Annotated in this window: 16 protein-coding genes; 9 read left to right on the forward strand and 7 right to left on the reverse strand. The window is 53.7% G+C overall.

What is annotated here, in order from left to right:
* Positions 1-9: 9 nt before the first annotated feature.
* From ACJU26_RS05855 to ACJU26_RS05875, 5 genes are all read left to right on the forward strand, one after another.
* Positions 10-324, forward strand: coding sequence for a hypothetical protein (locus ACJU26_RS05855; RefSeq protein ID WP_414041582.1), 315 nt, complete (start codon positions 10-12; stop codon positions 322-324).
* Between the two features lie 4 nt (positions 325-328).
* A complete protein-coding gene (locus ACJU26_RS05860) occupies positions 329-2,599 on the forward strand; it encodes a DotA/TraY family protein (RefSeq protein WP_414041583.1) in 2,271 nt (756 codons plus the stop codon).
* A gap of 5 nt (positions 2,600-2,604) precedes the next feature.
* Positions 2,605-3,399 (forward strand): hypothetical protein, encoded by a 795-nt coding sequence (locus tag ACJU26_RS05865; protein ID WP_414041584.1) that lies wholly within the window; start codon positions 2,605-2,607, stop codon positions 3,397-3,399.
* Positions 3,400-3,490: 91 nt separating this feature from the next.
* A complete protein-coding gene (locus ACJU26_RS05870) occupies positions 3,491-4,297 on the forward strand; it encodes a hypothetical protein (protein ID WP_414041585.1) in 807 nt (268 codons plus the stop codon).
* Entirely contained in the window at positions 4,287-4,697 is a 411-nt protein-coding gene (locus tag ACJU26_RS05875) for a hypothetical protein (RefSeq protein ID WP_414041586.1), read from the forward strand. Before ACJU26_RS05870 ends, ACJU26_RS05875 begins: the two co-directional genes overlap by 11 nt.
* 133 nt (positions 4,698-4,830) lie before the next feature.
* Here the strand turns inward: ACJU26_RS05875 and ACJU26_RS05880 are convergent, their stop codons facing one another.
* The 3 genes from ACJU26_RS05880 to ACJU26_RS05890 all read right to left on the reverse strand — a co-directional run bounded on the left by ACJU26_RS05880 (position 4,831) and on the right by ACJU26_RS05890 (position 6,312).
* Complete coding sequence (locus tag ACJU26_RS05880; RefSeq protein WP_414041587.1) at positions 4,831-5,202, reverse strand: hypothetical protein; 372 nt, start codon at positions 5,200-5,202, stop codon at positions 4,831-4,833.
* 214 nt (positions 5,203-5,416) lie between these two features.
* Positions 5,417-5,959, reverse strand: a complete 543-nt coding sequence (locus ACJU26_RS05885; RefSeq protein ID WP_414041588.1) for a hypothetical protein — start codon at positions 5,957-5,959, stop codon at positions 5,417-5,419.
* Positions 5,944-6,312 carry a hypothetical protein gene (locus tag ACJU26_RS05890; RefSeq protein WP_414041589.1) on the reverse strand — a complete coding sequence of 123 codons (369 nt, stop codon included), beginning with the start codon at positions 6,310-6,312 and terminating at the stop codon, positions 5,944-5,946. The genes ACJU26_RS05885 and ACJU26_RS05890 overlap by 16 nt, the downstream gene beginning before the upstream one ends.
* Positions 6,313-6,441: 129 nt before the next feature.
* On the opposite strand from ACJU26_RS05890, the gene ACJU26_RS05895 reads away from it, so the two are divergent.
* Positions 6,442-7,947 carry a UvrD-helicase domain-containing protein gene (locus ACJU26_RS05895; protein WP_414041590.1) on the forward strand — a complete coding sequence of 502 codons (1,506 nt, stop codon included), beginning with the start codon at positions 6,442-6,444 and terminating at the stop codon, positions 7,945-7,947.
* A gap of 263 nt (positions 7,948-8,210) precedes the next feature.
* On the opposite strand, the gene tnpA is transcribed toward ACJU26_RS05895, so the two are convergent.
* On the reverse strand, positions 8,211-8,651 hold the full coding sequence (gene tnpA, locus ACJU26_RS05900; RefSeq protein ID WP_414041591.1) for an IS200/IS605 family transposase: 441 nt from the start codon (positions 8,649-8,651) through the stop codon (positions 8,211-8,213).
* A gap of 23 nt (positions 8,652-8,674) precedes the next feature.
* On the opposite strand from tnpA, the gene ACJU26_RS05905 reads away from it, so the two are divergent.
* The 3 genes from ACJU26_RS05905 to ACJU26_RS05915 all read left to right on the forward strand — a co-directional run bounded on the left by ACJU26_RS05905 (position 8,675) and on the right by ACJU26_RS05915 (position 12,339).
* Complete coding sequence (locus ACJU26_RS05905; RefSeq protein ID WP_414041592.1) at positions 8,675-10,048, forward strand: IS200/IS605 family accessory protein TnpB-related protein; 1,374 nt, start codon at positions 8,675-8,677, stop codon at positions 10,046-10,048.
* A gap of 438 nt (positions 10,049-10,486) precedes the next feature.
* Positions 10,487-10,828: a YMGG-like glycine zipper-containing protein gene (locus ACJU26_RS05910; protein WP_414041593.1), complete on the forward strand. Its 342-nt coding sequence runs from the start codon at positions 10,487-10,489 to the stop codon at positions 10,826-10,828.
* Between the two features lie 113 nt (positions 10,829-10,941).
* A complete protein-coding gene (locus ACJU26_RS05915; RefSeq protein ID WP_414041594.1) occupies positions 10,942-12,339 on the forward strand; it encodes an ATP-dependent DNA helicase in 1,398 nt (465 codons plus the stop codon).
* Positions 12,340-12,479: 140 nt separating this feature from the next.
* On the opposite strand, the gene ACJU26_RS05920 is transcribed toward ACJU26_RS05915, so the two are convergent.
* The 3 genes from ACJU26_RS05920 to parM all read right to left on the reverse strand — a co-directional run bounded on the left by ACJU26_RS05920 (position 12,480) and on the right by parM (position 14,710).
* The gene (locus ACJU26_RS05920) at positions 12,480-12,833 is read right to left on the reverse strand and encodes a hypothetical protein (protein WP_414041595.1); all 354 of its coding nucleotides are present in this window, start codon (positions 12,831-12,833) and stop codon (positions 12,480-12,482) included.
* A gap of 88 nt (positions 12,834-12,921) precedes the next feature.
* Positions 12,922-13,701: a hypothetical protein gene (locus ACJU26_RS05925; protein ID WP_414041596.1), complete on the reverse strand. Its 780-nt coding sequence runs from the start codon at positions 13,699-13,701 to the stop codon at positions 12,922-12,924.
* Positions 13,694-14,710 (reverse strand): plasmid segregation protein ParM domain-containing protein, encoded by a 1,017-nt coding sequence (gene parM, locus ACJU26_RS05930; RefSeq protein ID WP_414041597.1) that lies wholly within the window; start codon positions 14,708-14,710, stop codon positions 13,694-13,696. The genes ACJU26_RS05925 and parM overlap by 8 nt, the downstream gene beginning before the upstream one ends.
* Between the last annotated feature and the right edge of the window lie 2 nt (positions 14,711-14,712).

The raw sequence follows: 14,712 nt of genomic DNA on the forward strand, positions 1-14,712 counted from the left end.
AGAATCTTCATGGATAACGAATCATCATCCAGCCATTTTTATCCGGAACCTGATCCGCAGGAAAACTGCGATCTACAGGACCGTTGTCGTCCTCAGGACCCTTGCCGTCTGCAAGACCGTTGCCGTCTGCAAGACCGGGACAAGGATGATGAATCCTTGACCGACGACTTCATGACCGATCATGTCATACAGGCTTTGCATCTACCGTCCGGTCTGGACCTGTTGTTTCAGATTCTGGATGAATCATCTGTCCAGGAACCGATCTCTGTGTCGCCAAAAATGACACCAACCCCTTATTTCCGCACACCATCCTTGGGAAGCTGACGCTATGCGTATCAAAATCAGTCATTACTGGTTATTTTTACTTCTATTTTTCGTCAGTCAGGCGGCATGGGCGCATGGGTTTGGTATCAAGCCTGCTACGGATGATTTGTTCGGGCAAATGCTGGAACAGATCGTTGGTAACAAGGTGATTCCTGCGGTTGCAGAGATTACCAAGGCGCAAGTGGATTCCTGGACGGGTTCCATCGTGAGCATCCTTTCATGGATCAATGCGGTAGTCCTTTTCATCGGTGGAGTGCTGGCGAGTTACACGATTTTCGGCTCGATCATCAAAACGGCACGTTCCGGTGAGGTCATGGGCAACTGGAACGAGCACACCATTCCTGTACGCACACTGATGGGCGCGGCGGTGTTGCTGCCCGTTCCCGGATTCGCGGGATTGTCGGCGATCCAGATCATCGTCATCTGGCTGTTCGGGTTCGTCGGCATCGGTATTGCCGATACCGGCTGGAACGTCATCGTGCCGCATATCGAGACCAACGCCCTGGGAACACTGGTGGTTCCCCGGCAAAACATCCGCAATCTGGCCGGATCGGTCCTGACGGCGCAGGTCTGCGAACGGTCCGTCAACGCCACAACCTCCCATCTCCATATAGGCGATCTCATCAGCCGTAGCGGGCCGACACCCGAAGTACTGGCGGATGCCGGAAAATCGCTGGTGGACAATCCCGCAGAAGTGCTGCCCGGGGTGGCCTCCATCGCTACCGGCTATTATGTGCCTTCGTATGACAGTTATGTCTGGGGCACTACCGGCGCATCCATCATTTCGCAATTCATGCCGTTGATGCCCGCCGCCGGGCTGACCGACGTTTGTGGCCGATTGACCTGGGAAAGCAACCTGAAATATGCGGCCCCTCTTGACGGGGCGGCGGAAAGTACCGGATCGCAATTGCGCGGTGCCATTTACAAGGCCACGACCAAGGCTCTGCCCACCCTGCTCAGTTCCCTCAGCGGTATAGCGACGACCATCAGCCAGGACCAGACACCCTCATCGGCTGCCTGGAACAATGCCATCAATGCCTATGACAAGGCACTGACCACGGCGGCAAAAGCCCGGGCGCAGCAGGTATTCGCCGCAGGCATCAAACGATATGCCGCGTCCGCGCAAAAGTACGGTTTCGCCACGGCGGGAGAATGGTTCTGGAAAATCAACCAGTGGAATCAGGCAGCGGAAGAAGCCCTGAATCAATCCACGTCCGGAAATTTTGTCAGCCCGTCCTGGGCGCAGTTCGCCGGTAAAATGTTTAGCTCACATTACGATGCGGAAATGAAGCGGGTCCATGATTTTGTGGACAGTGCGCATTCTACGGGACTGAATGCCAATGGTCAGCTCATGCCCACGGAAGGCGGACCGGGAACCTTGGGAGCACTGTTCAGCAAAGCAGGGGTGGATACCGTCGAAGGCATCATGGAAGCACCCGGCGGAGAGAATCCTATCGAGCATGTACAGGCCATTGGCACGGCGATGGAAGTCTTTGCCGGAGCCGTTTTTGCGGCGGCATTGCTCGGGATAGGCGCTGGCGCAGGGGTCGACCATTCTGCGGCAGGCTTGGTCGGCGGTGCAGCACTCGGAAAATTGGGAGTTGTCGTGGGAGAACTCGCCATGCACATTGCCATGTGGATTTTCGGCATCGGCTATCTGCTCTCGTTTTTCATTCCGCTCATCCCGTATCTGATCTGGACCATCACCTTACTGACCACGGCGATTCTGTTTGTCGAAATGGTGGCCGCAGCGCCGATCTGGGCGGTCATGCACATGCACCCGGAAGGTCATGAGTTTTTCGGGTACGGGTCCACCGGATACCTGCTGGCCACCAGCATCGTTTTCCGGCCCTTGCTGATGCTGGTCGGCTTCATGGCGGGTACGGGTCTCACCTATGCGTTCGCCTGGATACTGAATGCCACATTGGGCAATGCCGTCTTGTCGGCCATGACCAACAGCGGCGGCGGATTTCTGGGACCGATGGATTTTCTGGGTTCGGCCATACTGTACGCGGCGTTTCTGGTGATTGCCACCTGGAAAAGTTATGAACTGATCTATCTCATCCCCGACAAGGTCATGCGCTGGGCCAATGCCCAGGGTGCGCAGACCGATGACGCGCATCTGAAGTCCGCCCTGCAGTCGCACGGCGAAGGAACGCAGGGGCAGAACATTCCCGGCAAGGCCATTGACACGCATGGCGTTGTCTCCGGGAACCCGATTACGGGTGCCAAGGTTCCGGGGGCAGTCAACAAAACTGTCACGCCGCAGGGATGAAGAAAATGCGTTATCGACACGTTCCGTTTCCCTACCCCCCATCCCCGCCGATTCGGGGCTGGGGAGACATTCACTCGTTGTTCGGCAACTCCTTCCATTTGCTGGATGGTCGCGTCATCCATCGGGGGGAGCCGTTGCCGCAGGATGCGGGATCGGTTTTACCCGGTGTGTTGCGTCAGCATCCGGTTTTTTGTGGTGATCTGATTCCCAAATCTTCACATGGCAGCAGTTTGTGTAACCTGCTGACGGCCAAGGACTGGTCGGCCATTCGCAAGCCGCTCATCGAAAAGGTCAATCACGTCTGTCAGTCGTGTGGGCGTCACCAAAAACGTTATCTGGAAGCGCACGAGTTATGGGAATATCACCTGCCGGAATTCGGGAATCAGGGGATTCAGCGACTGAAAGGCATTGTCATTCTGTGCAAGGATTGTCACGCCATGTTTCATCTGGCTTTCGCGCACATACAGGGCCATTACGAGAAAACCATGCAAAGATTGATGGCGCTGCATCGTTGGGACACGGAAGCGGCCTCACGATTTCTGGACAATCTCAATGACCGTTATGATCGCTACAGCACCTTTGCATGGTCGCTGGATTTGAGCAATGCAGCACTGGACACGCTGCACGTTCAACCCGCATGGCGGGAACACCCGAATCGTCCGGGTGTTTTGCAACGACCCAGCAAGTATCGGGATGGAATGCAGTACACGGCCATTCTCGGCAAGCCCTGGGTGCTGGATGGAGTGGCGCATTCGGTGATTCATTCACCGCTGGAAATCACCAAATGCTGCGCGGCTTAGACTTTTACGCTTCTTAGTGATTTGATTTTTCATGCAAAGTTGTTCGTTTGCAGGAATCGTTAGTTTTAATTAGACTGTCATTGGTTTTTAAATGGACGCAAAAGAACCGATGATAGCAACACAACCCGTACATGGCACCCTTATAGAACAGGCGGTTGCTTTGCTAGAACATAGGCCGTTGGATCAAGTCAGTCTTAGGCGTTTGCGTAATGAAGCGCAGGCGGCCATGCATGCCGATCCTGCCGCTTCTCATATTGTTCTGGGTATCCTGTCCTGTATGGAGGGGAATGTGGCCGAGATGCATCAACATCACCGAATAGCTATCAACCTGGACAGCCAGTCTTATATGGCTTATGAGAATTATATCGTTTCTTTGCAGCGTTCCGGATTTTATCGGGAAGCTTGGCAACTTGCCCAGGAAAGTCTCGAAAAATTCCCGGATGTCAAAAGCCTGTTGGAGTTAGCTGTTCGGAGTGCTTTTTATTCCGGTCGTGTCCACCAAGCTGCGGAGATGTTAGAACATCGTTGGCATAAAATCAGTCCAGAAACAGACAATGTGATGGCGACCAGAATTGATGATGTGGCCGGTGTATGTAATGAACTAGGATTGAATGATGACATGCTTTCCCATGCGATTGAGGCAGCCTATGAAACGATCAGAGAGTTAGCATCAAATGTATCATCTACGGTTCGTTGGAGGCGGTTTAACACGATGGAATGGGATGGTAAACCTTTTTTAGCCTATGATGTTGGTCTGGATATTCCTATCGAAAAAACATCCAATATTAACGAAAAATTCATTGAAAAAACGCTACAATATTTCGCTTTAGATAATGGGCTTGTCATTACTTATGCGTCTGCGAAAATCGAAAATGCGGAGCATTATTATGGCGATTGAACCGCTTGATTTTTTGGACAGTGCAAAATCTTGCATAATGTCTGGAAAGGAAATGGATTGGCGCAATGCTTCCAGCAGGGCTTACTATGCTGCTTATCACCAATCAGCACGAATGGCAAACAGTCTTTGTCGATTGCATCCACGATGTAATGAAAAGAAAGGAAGTCATGAACGTCTTATTTGCCACATCAATTATTCTGGTATTGATAGGTTAAAAGTTATTGCCCGCTTGCTGGATCAATGCAAAACGCGCCGTGTAATAGCCGACTATGAAATCGACAATAATTTCAACAAAGGAGTGGCGGAAATGCAGTGTTATGAAGTAGACCGCATCTTCAAAAAAATAAGCCATATTATGGCTGATTTTGAAGCGAAAGCATCTAAAGATGGGAAAATATAATGACATGGCCGCGCCGCCAGCCAAAATCAGATGTATGGGTTTATTCAATTTTCCGGCCATGCGATATTCTGTTTGCCGGATCAGTTCTCGTGCGGCATGGTAAATAAGCCGTTCCGTCCGTAAGCGCGGAAAATCAGCAGACATGGGGTGGCACCAATAGACGTTGCAGTCGGTCATACAGCACACCAGAGGAAAGTCGCCATCGGGCGGCCAAGGCATCCGCAGGATTCTGTCGGCTATCCCTGGGGAAGAATGCCAGGAGTGGAAGGGATTTGGGCAACTTCTTCTGGACCATCTCATCCAGCCAGGGTAACAGGAGAGGCTGCCAGGCATCTTGATGTGGTGAGAAATAAACCAGCAGATCGAGTAGGTAGCCGCCACGTTGCAACGCTGGCCATTCTTCCGCTTGCAGAACGGGTTCCATTTCCGCTTGCAAGACGAAATGATCTCGTTCCGGGTCCGCAAAACGCACGAACTTACCTACGGCAGGTTCCATTTCTCGCAATGAAGTCTCTGGTGCGGGGTGGCAGAGTAAGGTGAACAACTTCGGTTGCAGAGATTGCGATGATGATTTTGCATCATGACTACCAAAATGATTTGGCTGGACACCTGGCACGGAAGTCTGTTGGCTTGTCCGTAAAATGGAATCCATAATCCCTCCTTTGGACATTCCCGTTACCGATAGATCCAGCATAGCACTGAATGGCAAAACCATTAAACTACATACATGGGCCGGAGGATGGTGGCGATTTCTCCACTATAGCGCCTATCCGTCGTCCAAATATTTCCAGATCACGATTCAATTTTTCCAACCCATTCTGTGCCTTGCCCGCCAAATCTATGACGCGATCCACTACCAGATCGCTACCATAGAGATTCCGTTCACGATGACGAAAATCCTTAAGAACCGTAAGCGCCTGTAATGTGTCTTCGCTAATGATGGGTATGTCACGAATGCCAGGTACAGGATGAGCGACTTGCACCAACAAGTCCCTGTGCCAGGAATCTCCGCTGGGAACATAGCCGTCGATGTCTTGTGCAAGCATTTTTAAACACCTTTCCATCCCGGAATATACTTTTTCGATAGTCGATGCGGTCCCCGCAACAATAATGGGATACAACCTGGATGCGTCTGCTGTAACGCGCATGTCTGGTGTTTGTAAATAATCACGCGCATATCCGAGCATCTGCATTTCCACCAGAATCGCATGGATTTCCCGATCAATACGCAGGAACAATGGATTTTTTACAATAATCGCCATGCTCCACGCTCCTTTTCGGGGATTTCATCCAGGTACACCACGTCGAAAGGCAGACCATCCATGACATTTTCGACGATCCCCTCCACACGATAGCGCCAGGATTCCGAGGGCAGATGTACCACCAGAAAATCGACATCGGAATATCGACTGAATGACCGCTCCGAGGCTTCGGAAAGCGAACCGATGAGTTTTGCCTCGATGCCCTGCGCCGCCATCCTCGCCAATGCATCGGCGGCGCACTTCCGGGCTTTTGCCTCACGCTCAGCGCGTTGCCGCTCAAAAATCTCGTCTATCTGCATGATGTATGGGCCTCGCATTGCCGGGATACGGGCTTCCTGATCTATAACCGCCACATGGTAACTCTGTAACCATGCGCGATGCAAAACAATCCTTGCAAGTTGCAATGCCTGTTGGGATCAGGGGCAGGATACGAAAAGATTTACGGCACCAAAGGATATGCCCCCATCACAACGGAGATTGCCATGCAACTGACCCAAGAACAGGCCCGCATTCTGGATTTCGTGCGCAGTGCAGGTAATGGTCAACCGGTACACCATGTACTGCTGCACGCCTATGCCGGTGCCGGCAAGTCGTTCATCCTGAGCGAGATCGCGCGCCTGCTGCCGGGACCGGGACTCTATCTGGCTTTCAATCAGGCCATTGTGCAGGATATTCGCCACAAGCTGCCGCCGCACTTCAAGGCCATGACCACCCATCAACTGGCGCTGGAAAGTTTGCCCACCGACATATCCCGACGGGTACGCGCCAGTCTGAAGCAGGATCGGGGGCGCGTGTCCCTGCCTCTGATTCTGGAAAAAGTGCCCGGATTCCCGCAAAAAGATGGTCTGGCGATTGCCGGAATCGCCATGCGCACCTTGAGCCGCTTTTGCGGTTCAGGCGATCTGCAAATCGGACCGCAACACCTGCCGGCCATGCCGCACCGTTGGAAAAAAGAGGATATGGTGCAACATGCTGGCCGCATTTGGGACGCCATGCTGAATTTCCAGATTCCCATCACCCATGATTTTTATTTCAAGGCATGGACGCTGATGCAGCAGCCGTTGCCGTATTTTCATCGTTTGGTGGATGAGGCGCAGGACACCAATCCGGCCCTGTTGGGATCACTTTTTCATCAGCCGCAAGGGGTGACATGGTGGGCGGGCGATCCGTACCAGAGCATCTATTCCTGGCGCGGGGCGGTGGATGCGCTCCAGCATGTGGGGCAGCAGGACCATACTCATGCGGATTATCTGACCCGCAGTTTTCGCTTCGGCGATGCACCGGCGGACCTTGCCAGCCGCTTGTTGTCCACTCTGGGAGAAAAGCGCCCGGTGCAGGGAACCGGCCAGACGGAAATTACCCCTGCGCCAACAAGTTCCCGAAACCCGCGTCCTTTTCTTCGACATTTCCCGACACTGGCCTGGATCACGTTCAGCAACGTCACCTTGCTGGAAGTCGCTGTACAGTGCATCGAACAGGGGCTGTCTTTTCACATTGTCGGGCAGGGCCGTGACGAAAAATCCCTGATTTACGCGGCCATGAAACTCAAATCCGGCAAGTTCGATCCCAAAGGTCCATTGTCTGCCTATCGCCAATGGTCGGAACTGGAAGAAGAAGCGTCCAGCGTCCCGGACGGAGACGCGGCGAAACTGCTGAAGCTCTATCGGCACCCGGGATTCGGCGCGATGCTCGACGCCCTGAATCGGGGAGAAAATCGGGAAGATCAGGCCCAGGTCATCCTGACGACCGCGCATCGAGCCAAGGGGCGGGAATGGGATTGCGTGGTCATCGACGCTGATCTCGATGCCAGCCTGGAACCGACACCTGCGCAAGTTCGCAAAAAACGGCGCTTTTTTATTGAGGAAAACCATCTGCGTTTCGACAACCGCGAAGACATCCACCTGCGTTATGTCGCTTTTACGCGCGGGCGAAAACGCCTGTATGTAGGCTGCCCGAATCTGTATCACTGGTGGGACAAAACGGCGTAACCATCTAAAAATGCGGCACCAAGGATTCAGAAGTTACAGGCTGAGAATAGCTTGTAAACCTTACCCACTTTTGTAATTATTGATGGAGAGTCTCTTTTATGCAGGAACAGTCACCATTGTTCATACCAGACCAGCAACGCCTTTGCGAGATACGTTTTCGTACAGGTGAACTGCGTCTGGCTTCCGGTGTTGCCGGAGAGGTAATGCTGCCATTGAACATTAGCCCGCGCATTCTCCTTCCTGGGCCGTAGGCCAGGAGGGGGTCAAGCGGGCCGTTTAGCCTTGCGGGGTTTTTCCTGGGTTCCCTGACTCTCCACATACTGTCGCACGGTTTCCAGCGTGGCACCGCCGACGCTGCCCACATAATAGGCGCGATGCCAAAAATACGGCTTCCAGTAAAACGGTTTCAGGTGTTCGGCAAAACGGTTCCGGGCACGTCTGGCGCTGGCGGTCTTCAGATTGTTCATCAGTGTCGAGATGTTGAGCGCGGGATGGATGTCCACCAGCAGATGCACATGATCCGCTTCACCGCCGAACTCCAGCAGGGTGCATCGCCAGCCTTCCAGAATTTCGGCAAAGGCTTCCCGCAGGTACGCCAGCAGATCCGGCGTCAACGTCTTGCGCCGGTATTTGGTCACGAATACGATATGCAGCTTGAGCGCATATACCGCATGAGAGGATGATTTATTGGGTTGATTCTTCATGCGGCCAAGCGTATCATGGACCAATGCAGAAAGTCATCCGCACGGATCGCTGGTCACTCGCCGCCAGCCAGGAACAGCGCAAGATGGTACAGGAAACCGTCGCGCTCTACCGGGCCTATGCCCGTGCCCTGATCGGCGTGCTCTGGGTGCATCAGCGGGAAGTTTCCGGACCTTTTCCGGTCGCCGCCGTCGAGAGACTGATCCACGCGACCGGGCGTAACCCAAACCCGAAATATCCTTTCTTCGACCGCCGTTTTCCCAAGTTTCCGAGTTATCTCCGCCGGGCCGCCATCGTCGCGGCTCTGGGGCAGGTCTCTTCTTTTTCCACCCGCTACGATACCTGGGCCGGTGGACAGCGCAAGCGGCGCGATGCCCTGCCGCCGCGCCGTACCGGAGAGAATACCCTCAATCCGCCCCTGTATCGCGGCCAGTGTGCCCGCTTCGATAAGCCGTATCATACAGCGGCTCTCAAACTCTGGTCCGGCACCGACTGGATCTGGAGCACCTTCCGCATTACCGGCAAGCGGCATCGGCATGAGGTGTCCACCAACAAGGCCCTGTCTCCGACGCTGCTGGCCGATGGGAGAGGTGTCAAACTCGCCATCCCCTTCAAGGTTTCCGTGCAGTCCCCGTCCAGAAAGGCCGTGCAGCGCGTCTGCGGGGTCGATCTGGGCATTCGCAAGACCGCCACTGCATCCATTGTCACCGCAGACGGTACGGTCGTGGCCCGGCAGTTCTTTCACCGGGGCGCGGACATCGACCGTCGGGACAAGGGGTTGATGCGGGTGCGGAACAAGGCCCGTCAGACGATGGGCAAAAGTGGCAAACTCTGCGCGGGCTTCTGCAAGACGATGTATCGCAAGGCCCGCCATCGCAACCGGGACATGGCGCAACACCTGTCCCGTGACATCATCGCGTTCGCCCAAGAGCACGGGGCGCAAGCCATCGTGCTCGAACATCTCCAGGGCTATCGGCCTCGTGCTGGTCGCAAGGGCTCCACGCTCCGGCAACGCTTCCACGGTTGGCTGCATCGCCTGTTGGCACAGCGGGTCATGGAGCGGGCGGAGGAAGCCGGCCTGCTGGTCACGTTCGTCAACCAGGCCGGGACTTCGGAGTATGCCTATGATGGTTCCGGCAAGGTCAAACGGGATCCGCGCAACTGGTCCTGGGTGACGTTCGCCACCGGCAAACGCTACAACGCCGATTTAAACGCCTGCTACAACATCGCTGCGCGATTCTTCGCCCAGGTGTTGGGAATTGGTCGAAAGGCCCAGGCGTGCGCTCGCGGCAAAAGTTCCGCGACGCAACCGAGAATCCCGGTCACGCTCTCCACGCTCTGGCAGCACGCGCAGGCTATCGTGGCAGAGCACGAAGCCCCGACTACAGCCCTGGCTTAGTCGCGGGAGGATTCACGGCTACGCAGATAGCGGAGCAACTGAACTTGCGATTCAGTACTGATTGGCCCAACGGCCATGCGGTCAATGATTTTATCTGCGCCATGGGGCTGGCCTATCGTCTGGCCGACAACCGTATCCTGCCGACACCCAATGGCGAAAAAAATCTGCCATCGCCGTCCCGCCCTGGATGCCCAGAACCAGCCCATCAAAGGGTACGAAACGCTCACCTGGGATGCCCGTCTCGTGGATAGAATGCGAGCATTCGTCAAAAATCATCCATCCCAGATGCCGCTTTTCTGAAAGGAGTTTAACGTGCCCCAAACCTTGCGGCACCAAGGGTTTGTGGTATCCCTATCCGTTTTTTTGATGGTCAAAAACGGACTTGGCCCGGAACCTTTTCCGGGCTTTTTTCCCTTTTGCATGTCCAGGAGGTGCATCATGTTCGTTACTTCATTTATCCGATCCGGGTGTATCGCTCTGGCCCTGGCCGGTTGTCTTTCCGGTTGCGCAAACAATCCCTATGCGAGCAACGCCACCACGTCCAGTACGGAAGGTGGTGCCTTGCTGGGCGCTGTCGCCGGGGCGGTCATCGGCAATCAGACCGGCAGCCCGCTGGCCGGAGCGGCCATTGGCGCGGGACTCGGCGGTCTGGCGGGATATGGCGTTGCACATGACCGCGCACAAAATCAACGGCCGCAACCAAGCTATTATGCGCCACCCGCCAATAATCCAGCGTGCCCGGCGGGTTACACCTGTGTACCTACATCATCGAGTGGATGATCTGACGTTGTTTGTAGCGCACCTATTCCCGCCCATGCTGCATGGGCGGGTTTTTTAATGCCTGAAAACCGTACGGCACCAGCACCTGAGAGCGTATTTTTTCAGGAGCGATCATGTCCGCCACCATCATTGATCTTCAGAAACATCGACGCAACAAAGCGCCGGTACAATCTGTACGAGAAACACCGAAACTCACATCCGGGCAAAAAAAAGTCTATCAGGGCATTTTGGACGCCATTCACCACAAAAGTCATCGCGGCGCATTGTTACAAGGCTATGCCGGATGCGGCAAAACTTATGTCGCTGCGAAAATCATTCATCAATTGCAGGAAGAAGGTCGCCGGATTGCTGTTACCGCACCCACCCACAAAGCCTTGCGTGTTCTGACCCAGACACTCGCAAAGCAATGCGAGGAGATGCCAGAGACCATGACCGTTCATGCGTTGCTTGGAATGCGTCTGGTGCGTTTCCATGACGGGACACAATCGCTTCAGCAATCATCGGATCACAACAAAATCCGCGATTTCAATGTTGTTATCGTGGATGAATGCTCCATGATCAACGCCCTTTTTTTCCACAAGCTCATGGAAACCCGTGCATTCCTGCTGTTCCTGGGTGATCCGGCGCAGTTGCCCCCCGTAGGCAATCACCAACCTTCGCCTGTTTTTCAAGATCGACGCCTGTTGCGCTTCACCCTGAATGAAGTAGTCCGGCAAAACAGAAACTCACCTATCCTGCAACTGGCACACGATATTCGCATCCAAAACGGTACACCGTTTCCCATCCATAAGCTGCATGATTATTCTGATGCAGAATCCTTGCAAGTCTTTACCAAAGATCAATTTCAATATGACTGGGACCAAAAAAATCAGAATATACGCATTCTGGCGTGGCGAAACCAATCTGTTGACCAGTATAATGGCTTGTTGCACAGCACGTTGTTCCCATCGGAACGAATGCCCTATACGGCGGGTGAACGGATCGTGTTGCAGGAACGCACGATCACAGAAAGTCGTGGTCAACGCATAGAACTATCCAATGGCAGTGAAGGCATCATACAATCTGTACAGGAATGTACACATCCAGACTGGCCATCCATCGCTGCATGGAAAATGCAAGTCATCATGGATTCCGCCATTTTTGATAATGATGAAGACACAGACATAAGACATTTTGCGCAGCGCGTTCCTGTCACCCTCTGGGTTCCTAAAGAAATGCCGCGTGTCCGTGCGCAGGCGGAACAGTATTTTCGCCAATACACGCAAGAATCCCGAAAGAAAAATGAACAAATGGCTCTGGAATATTCACGGCTGGGCTGGAAACTCCGGGATGATTTCGCCAACATCAAGCAGGCATATTCCAGTACCGTGCATAAATCACAGGGAAGCACTTACGATACCGCCATCGTGGATATTGCCGATCTTGCACATCCCAAAGCCAGGGCAGATTTCAACCGCCTGCTGTACACGGCCATTACACGACCCAAACACAAACTGCTGTTGATCGTCTGACACACAAAAAACAAAATCCCTGAACATCGTGCCGTAACAACGTTCAGGGATCGAGACGGAAGCGGGAACCGTTTTCCTTTCGGGCGTTTCGTGGCTTCACATCTGTTTTGTACATTATTTTGCAAAAAAGTTCAAATTTTTCAGAACAGCGTCATTTGGGTGTTTGCACTTTCTGCTTTCTGCGAATTTTCGTGGATCATCGGAATGAAGTTGGAAACCCTCTGTTCCTGATACGGTGGCATGGATTGCTTGGTGCTTTTCAGGTTTTTCACAGCCTGAAGCATTCCGTTTTCAGCAATGGCTTTTTGGTCATCACGCTGAAAAAAAGCCGGACCCATACTGGCTTCGGTCATTTTTCGCGTCCAGGATTCCGCCAGACGATAGGGACAATCCGGTGGCAGCATGACGAAAAAATGGGCATACCATGCGGCATAAGCCGCAATCCAGGTTTCCTGATCGGCAAACAGGGAAATATTGTAAGGAAGTGCTGTCATTTCCCTTTCCTTTCCCACCAGACCATTGCTACAAGCAACAAAGTGGCGTTGATCAGTGTGATTGCCAGTACCAATACCAACTGAGACATCATTTTCTCATCATCAGCAAAAAATAGGCAATCAGATTGCCCACCAATGCACCGGAGATCGTTGCGGAAAAAAATATCCACCAGATTTTATTCACAACCAGTGAAAAGGTCCGAAAGCTGCGGGTCTGCTCCTCTATCAGGTCATCCAGTTTTTTCAGCGGATTACCCATAGCCTTGAGAGAATCTTCGATCTCTTTTCGGTGCTTTTCCAGATCATTCGTCAGAGTTTGACGATGCTCCTGTGCCTTGACGCTCATGTTGTTCAATATGGATTGATGCTGTTCCGCCAGATTTTCCACATGCGCCAGTTGCGCAAGATGCGCATCCATACTCCGAATCCACGTACCCAACCGTTCCAGATCAGCCCGAAAAACTGCCTGGTTGTATTGCTTGTCCAGCATCTGACGATGCAATTCCGCCAATCGTCGAAAAGTTTCTTCCGCACCTTGAAGGTGAGCAACACCCTGCGGGGAAGCATCCCCTTGCAGGGGAGCACCCCCCTGCTGGTAAACATCCCCTTGCGGGGAAGTATCCCCAGGTGGGGCGTTGTTCCATACGTCGTCTACAGCAGAGCCTGTGCCGTCTGCAAGACCAAGACCTGTGTGATCGGCAAAACTGCCGTCTGCAAGACCTGTGCGGTCTGCAAGACTGCCGTGCGCAGCACTGCTGTCCGCAGGACGACCGGGCGCAGACTGTTCTTGCAAAGACGAAACTTCCGGTATTTCGTCATGATAATCGAATGGCTCATCCGGGAAATCATCTTCGTTCCAGTCAGTCATGCTCGATCACCTGTCCCAATTTCACCATGCCGCGTACATTGGCCAGTTCCGGATTTTGGGGAATGCAGGTTTGTTCCCACAAGGACAATCCAATGGATTCCGCGAGATAGGCACCGCCACCGACCAGTAGAATCCGGTCCAGATCCATGAGGCCGGCCGCACCATCTCCCGCGCTCAATATCTGTTCCGCTTCCTGAAGAATGCCGGGTAATCCGGTACGCAACACATGCAGACGTTGGCTGTCCACATTATATTCCTGCCCGGATGCCTTGAACCTGCCGGTACGCAGACTGGCCGCCGCCATCGACAAAGGGGGGAGGGCGGGCAGGCGCAAGCTCTTTTGCAACTCCTGGGCCAATGCGTCCACCAGATCGGACACTCCCCGGCGAAAACCGCCGGAGCGACTGGCATCAATGGTATTTTCCCCGTCGTCCTGCAACAGATAAACAGCCACGTCGGTCGTGCGGGCGCCAATGTCCACCACGCCCACCGTGTTCAGTGTTGCTATTTGTCCATCATCGCCAATCAGATGATCGAAAATCGCCGCCAGCCCCTGGGGAATGATCTTGATGCGTCCAGGCGTCGCCAAATGCCGCTGCATCCCATCGGGCATGTGCTGCACCACGGGTTTTTTCAGGGATTCCGTGCGACGCTGTACCGCTTTCTGATTTTTCCGGCCGTCCCGATCAAAATAGACCGACATGGGCAGGCCCGTGACCAGATTGTCTCCGTCCTGCATCCCCATTTCCGCCGCCGCATAACGGCACAAAATCCGGTTCAATGTGGAATTGGGCCAGTCATCGAATCGGGTGTCCTCGGCATTTATCCCGTCCTGAATCGTGAAAATGGCTCCTTCGCTTTCCAGTACCGGCGAACCACCAAGCTCGAAGTCCCCATTCACATAGCGGGAACGCACCACCCGACCACTGACGGCCTTGCTGGGAAACACCCGAAAACGTCGCCCGTTTCCGAGTTTCAAATCGCCGTATCCATCATCAATCGCTATCATCC

Source organism: Acidithiobacillus sp. M4-SHS-6, from assembly GCF_047421495.1.
In the GTDB taxonomy this organism is placed as follows: domain Bacteria; phylum Pseudomonadota; class Gammaproteobacteria; order Acidithiobacillales; family Acidithiobacillaceae; genus Acidithiobacillus.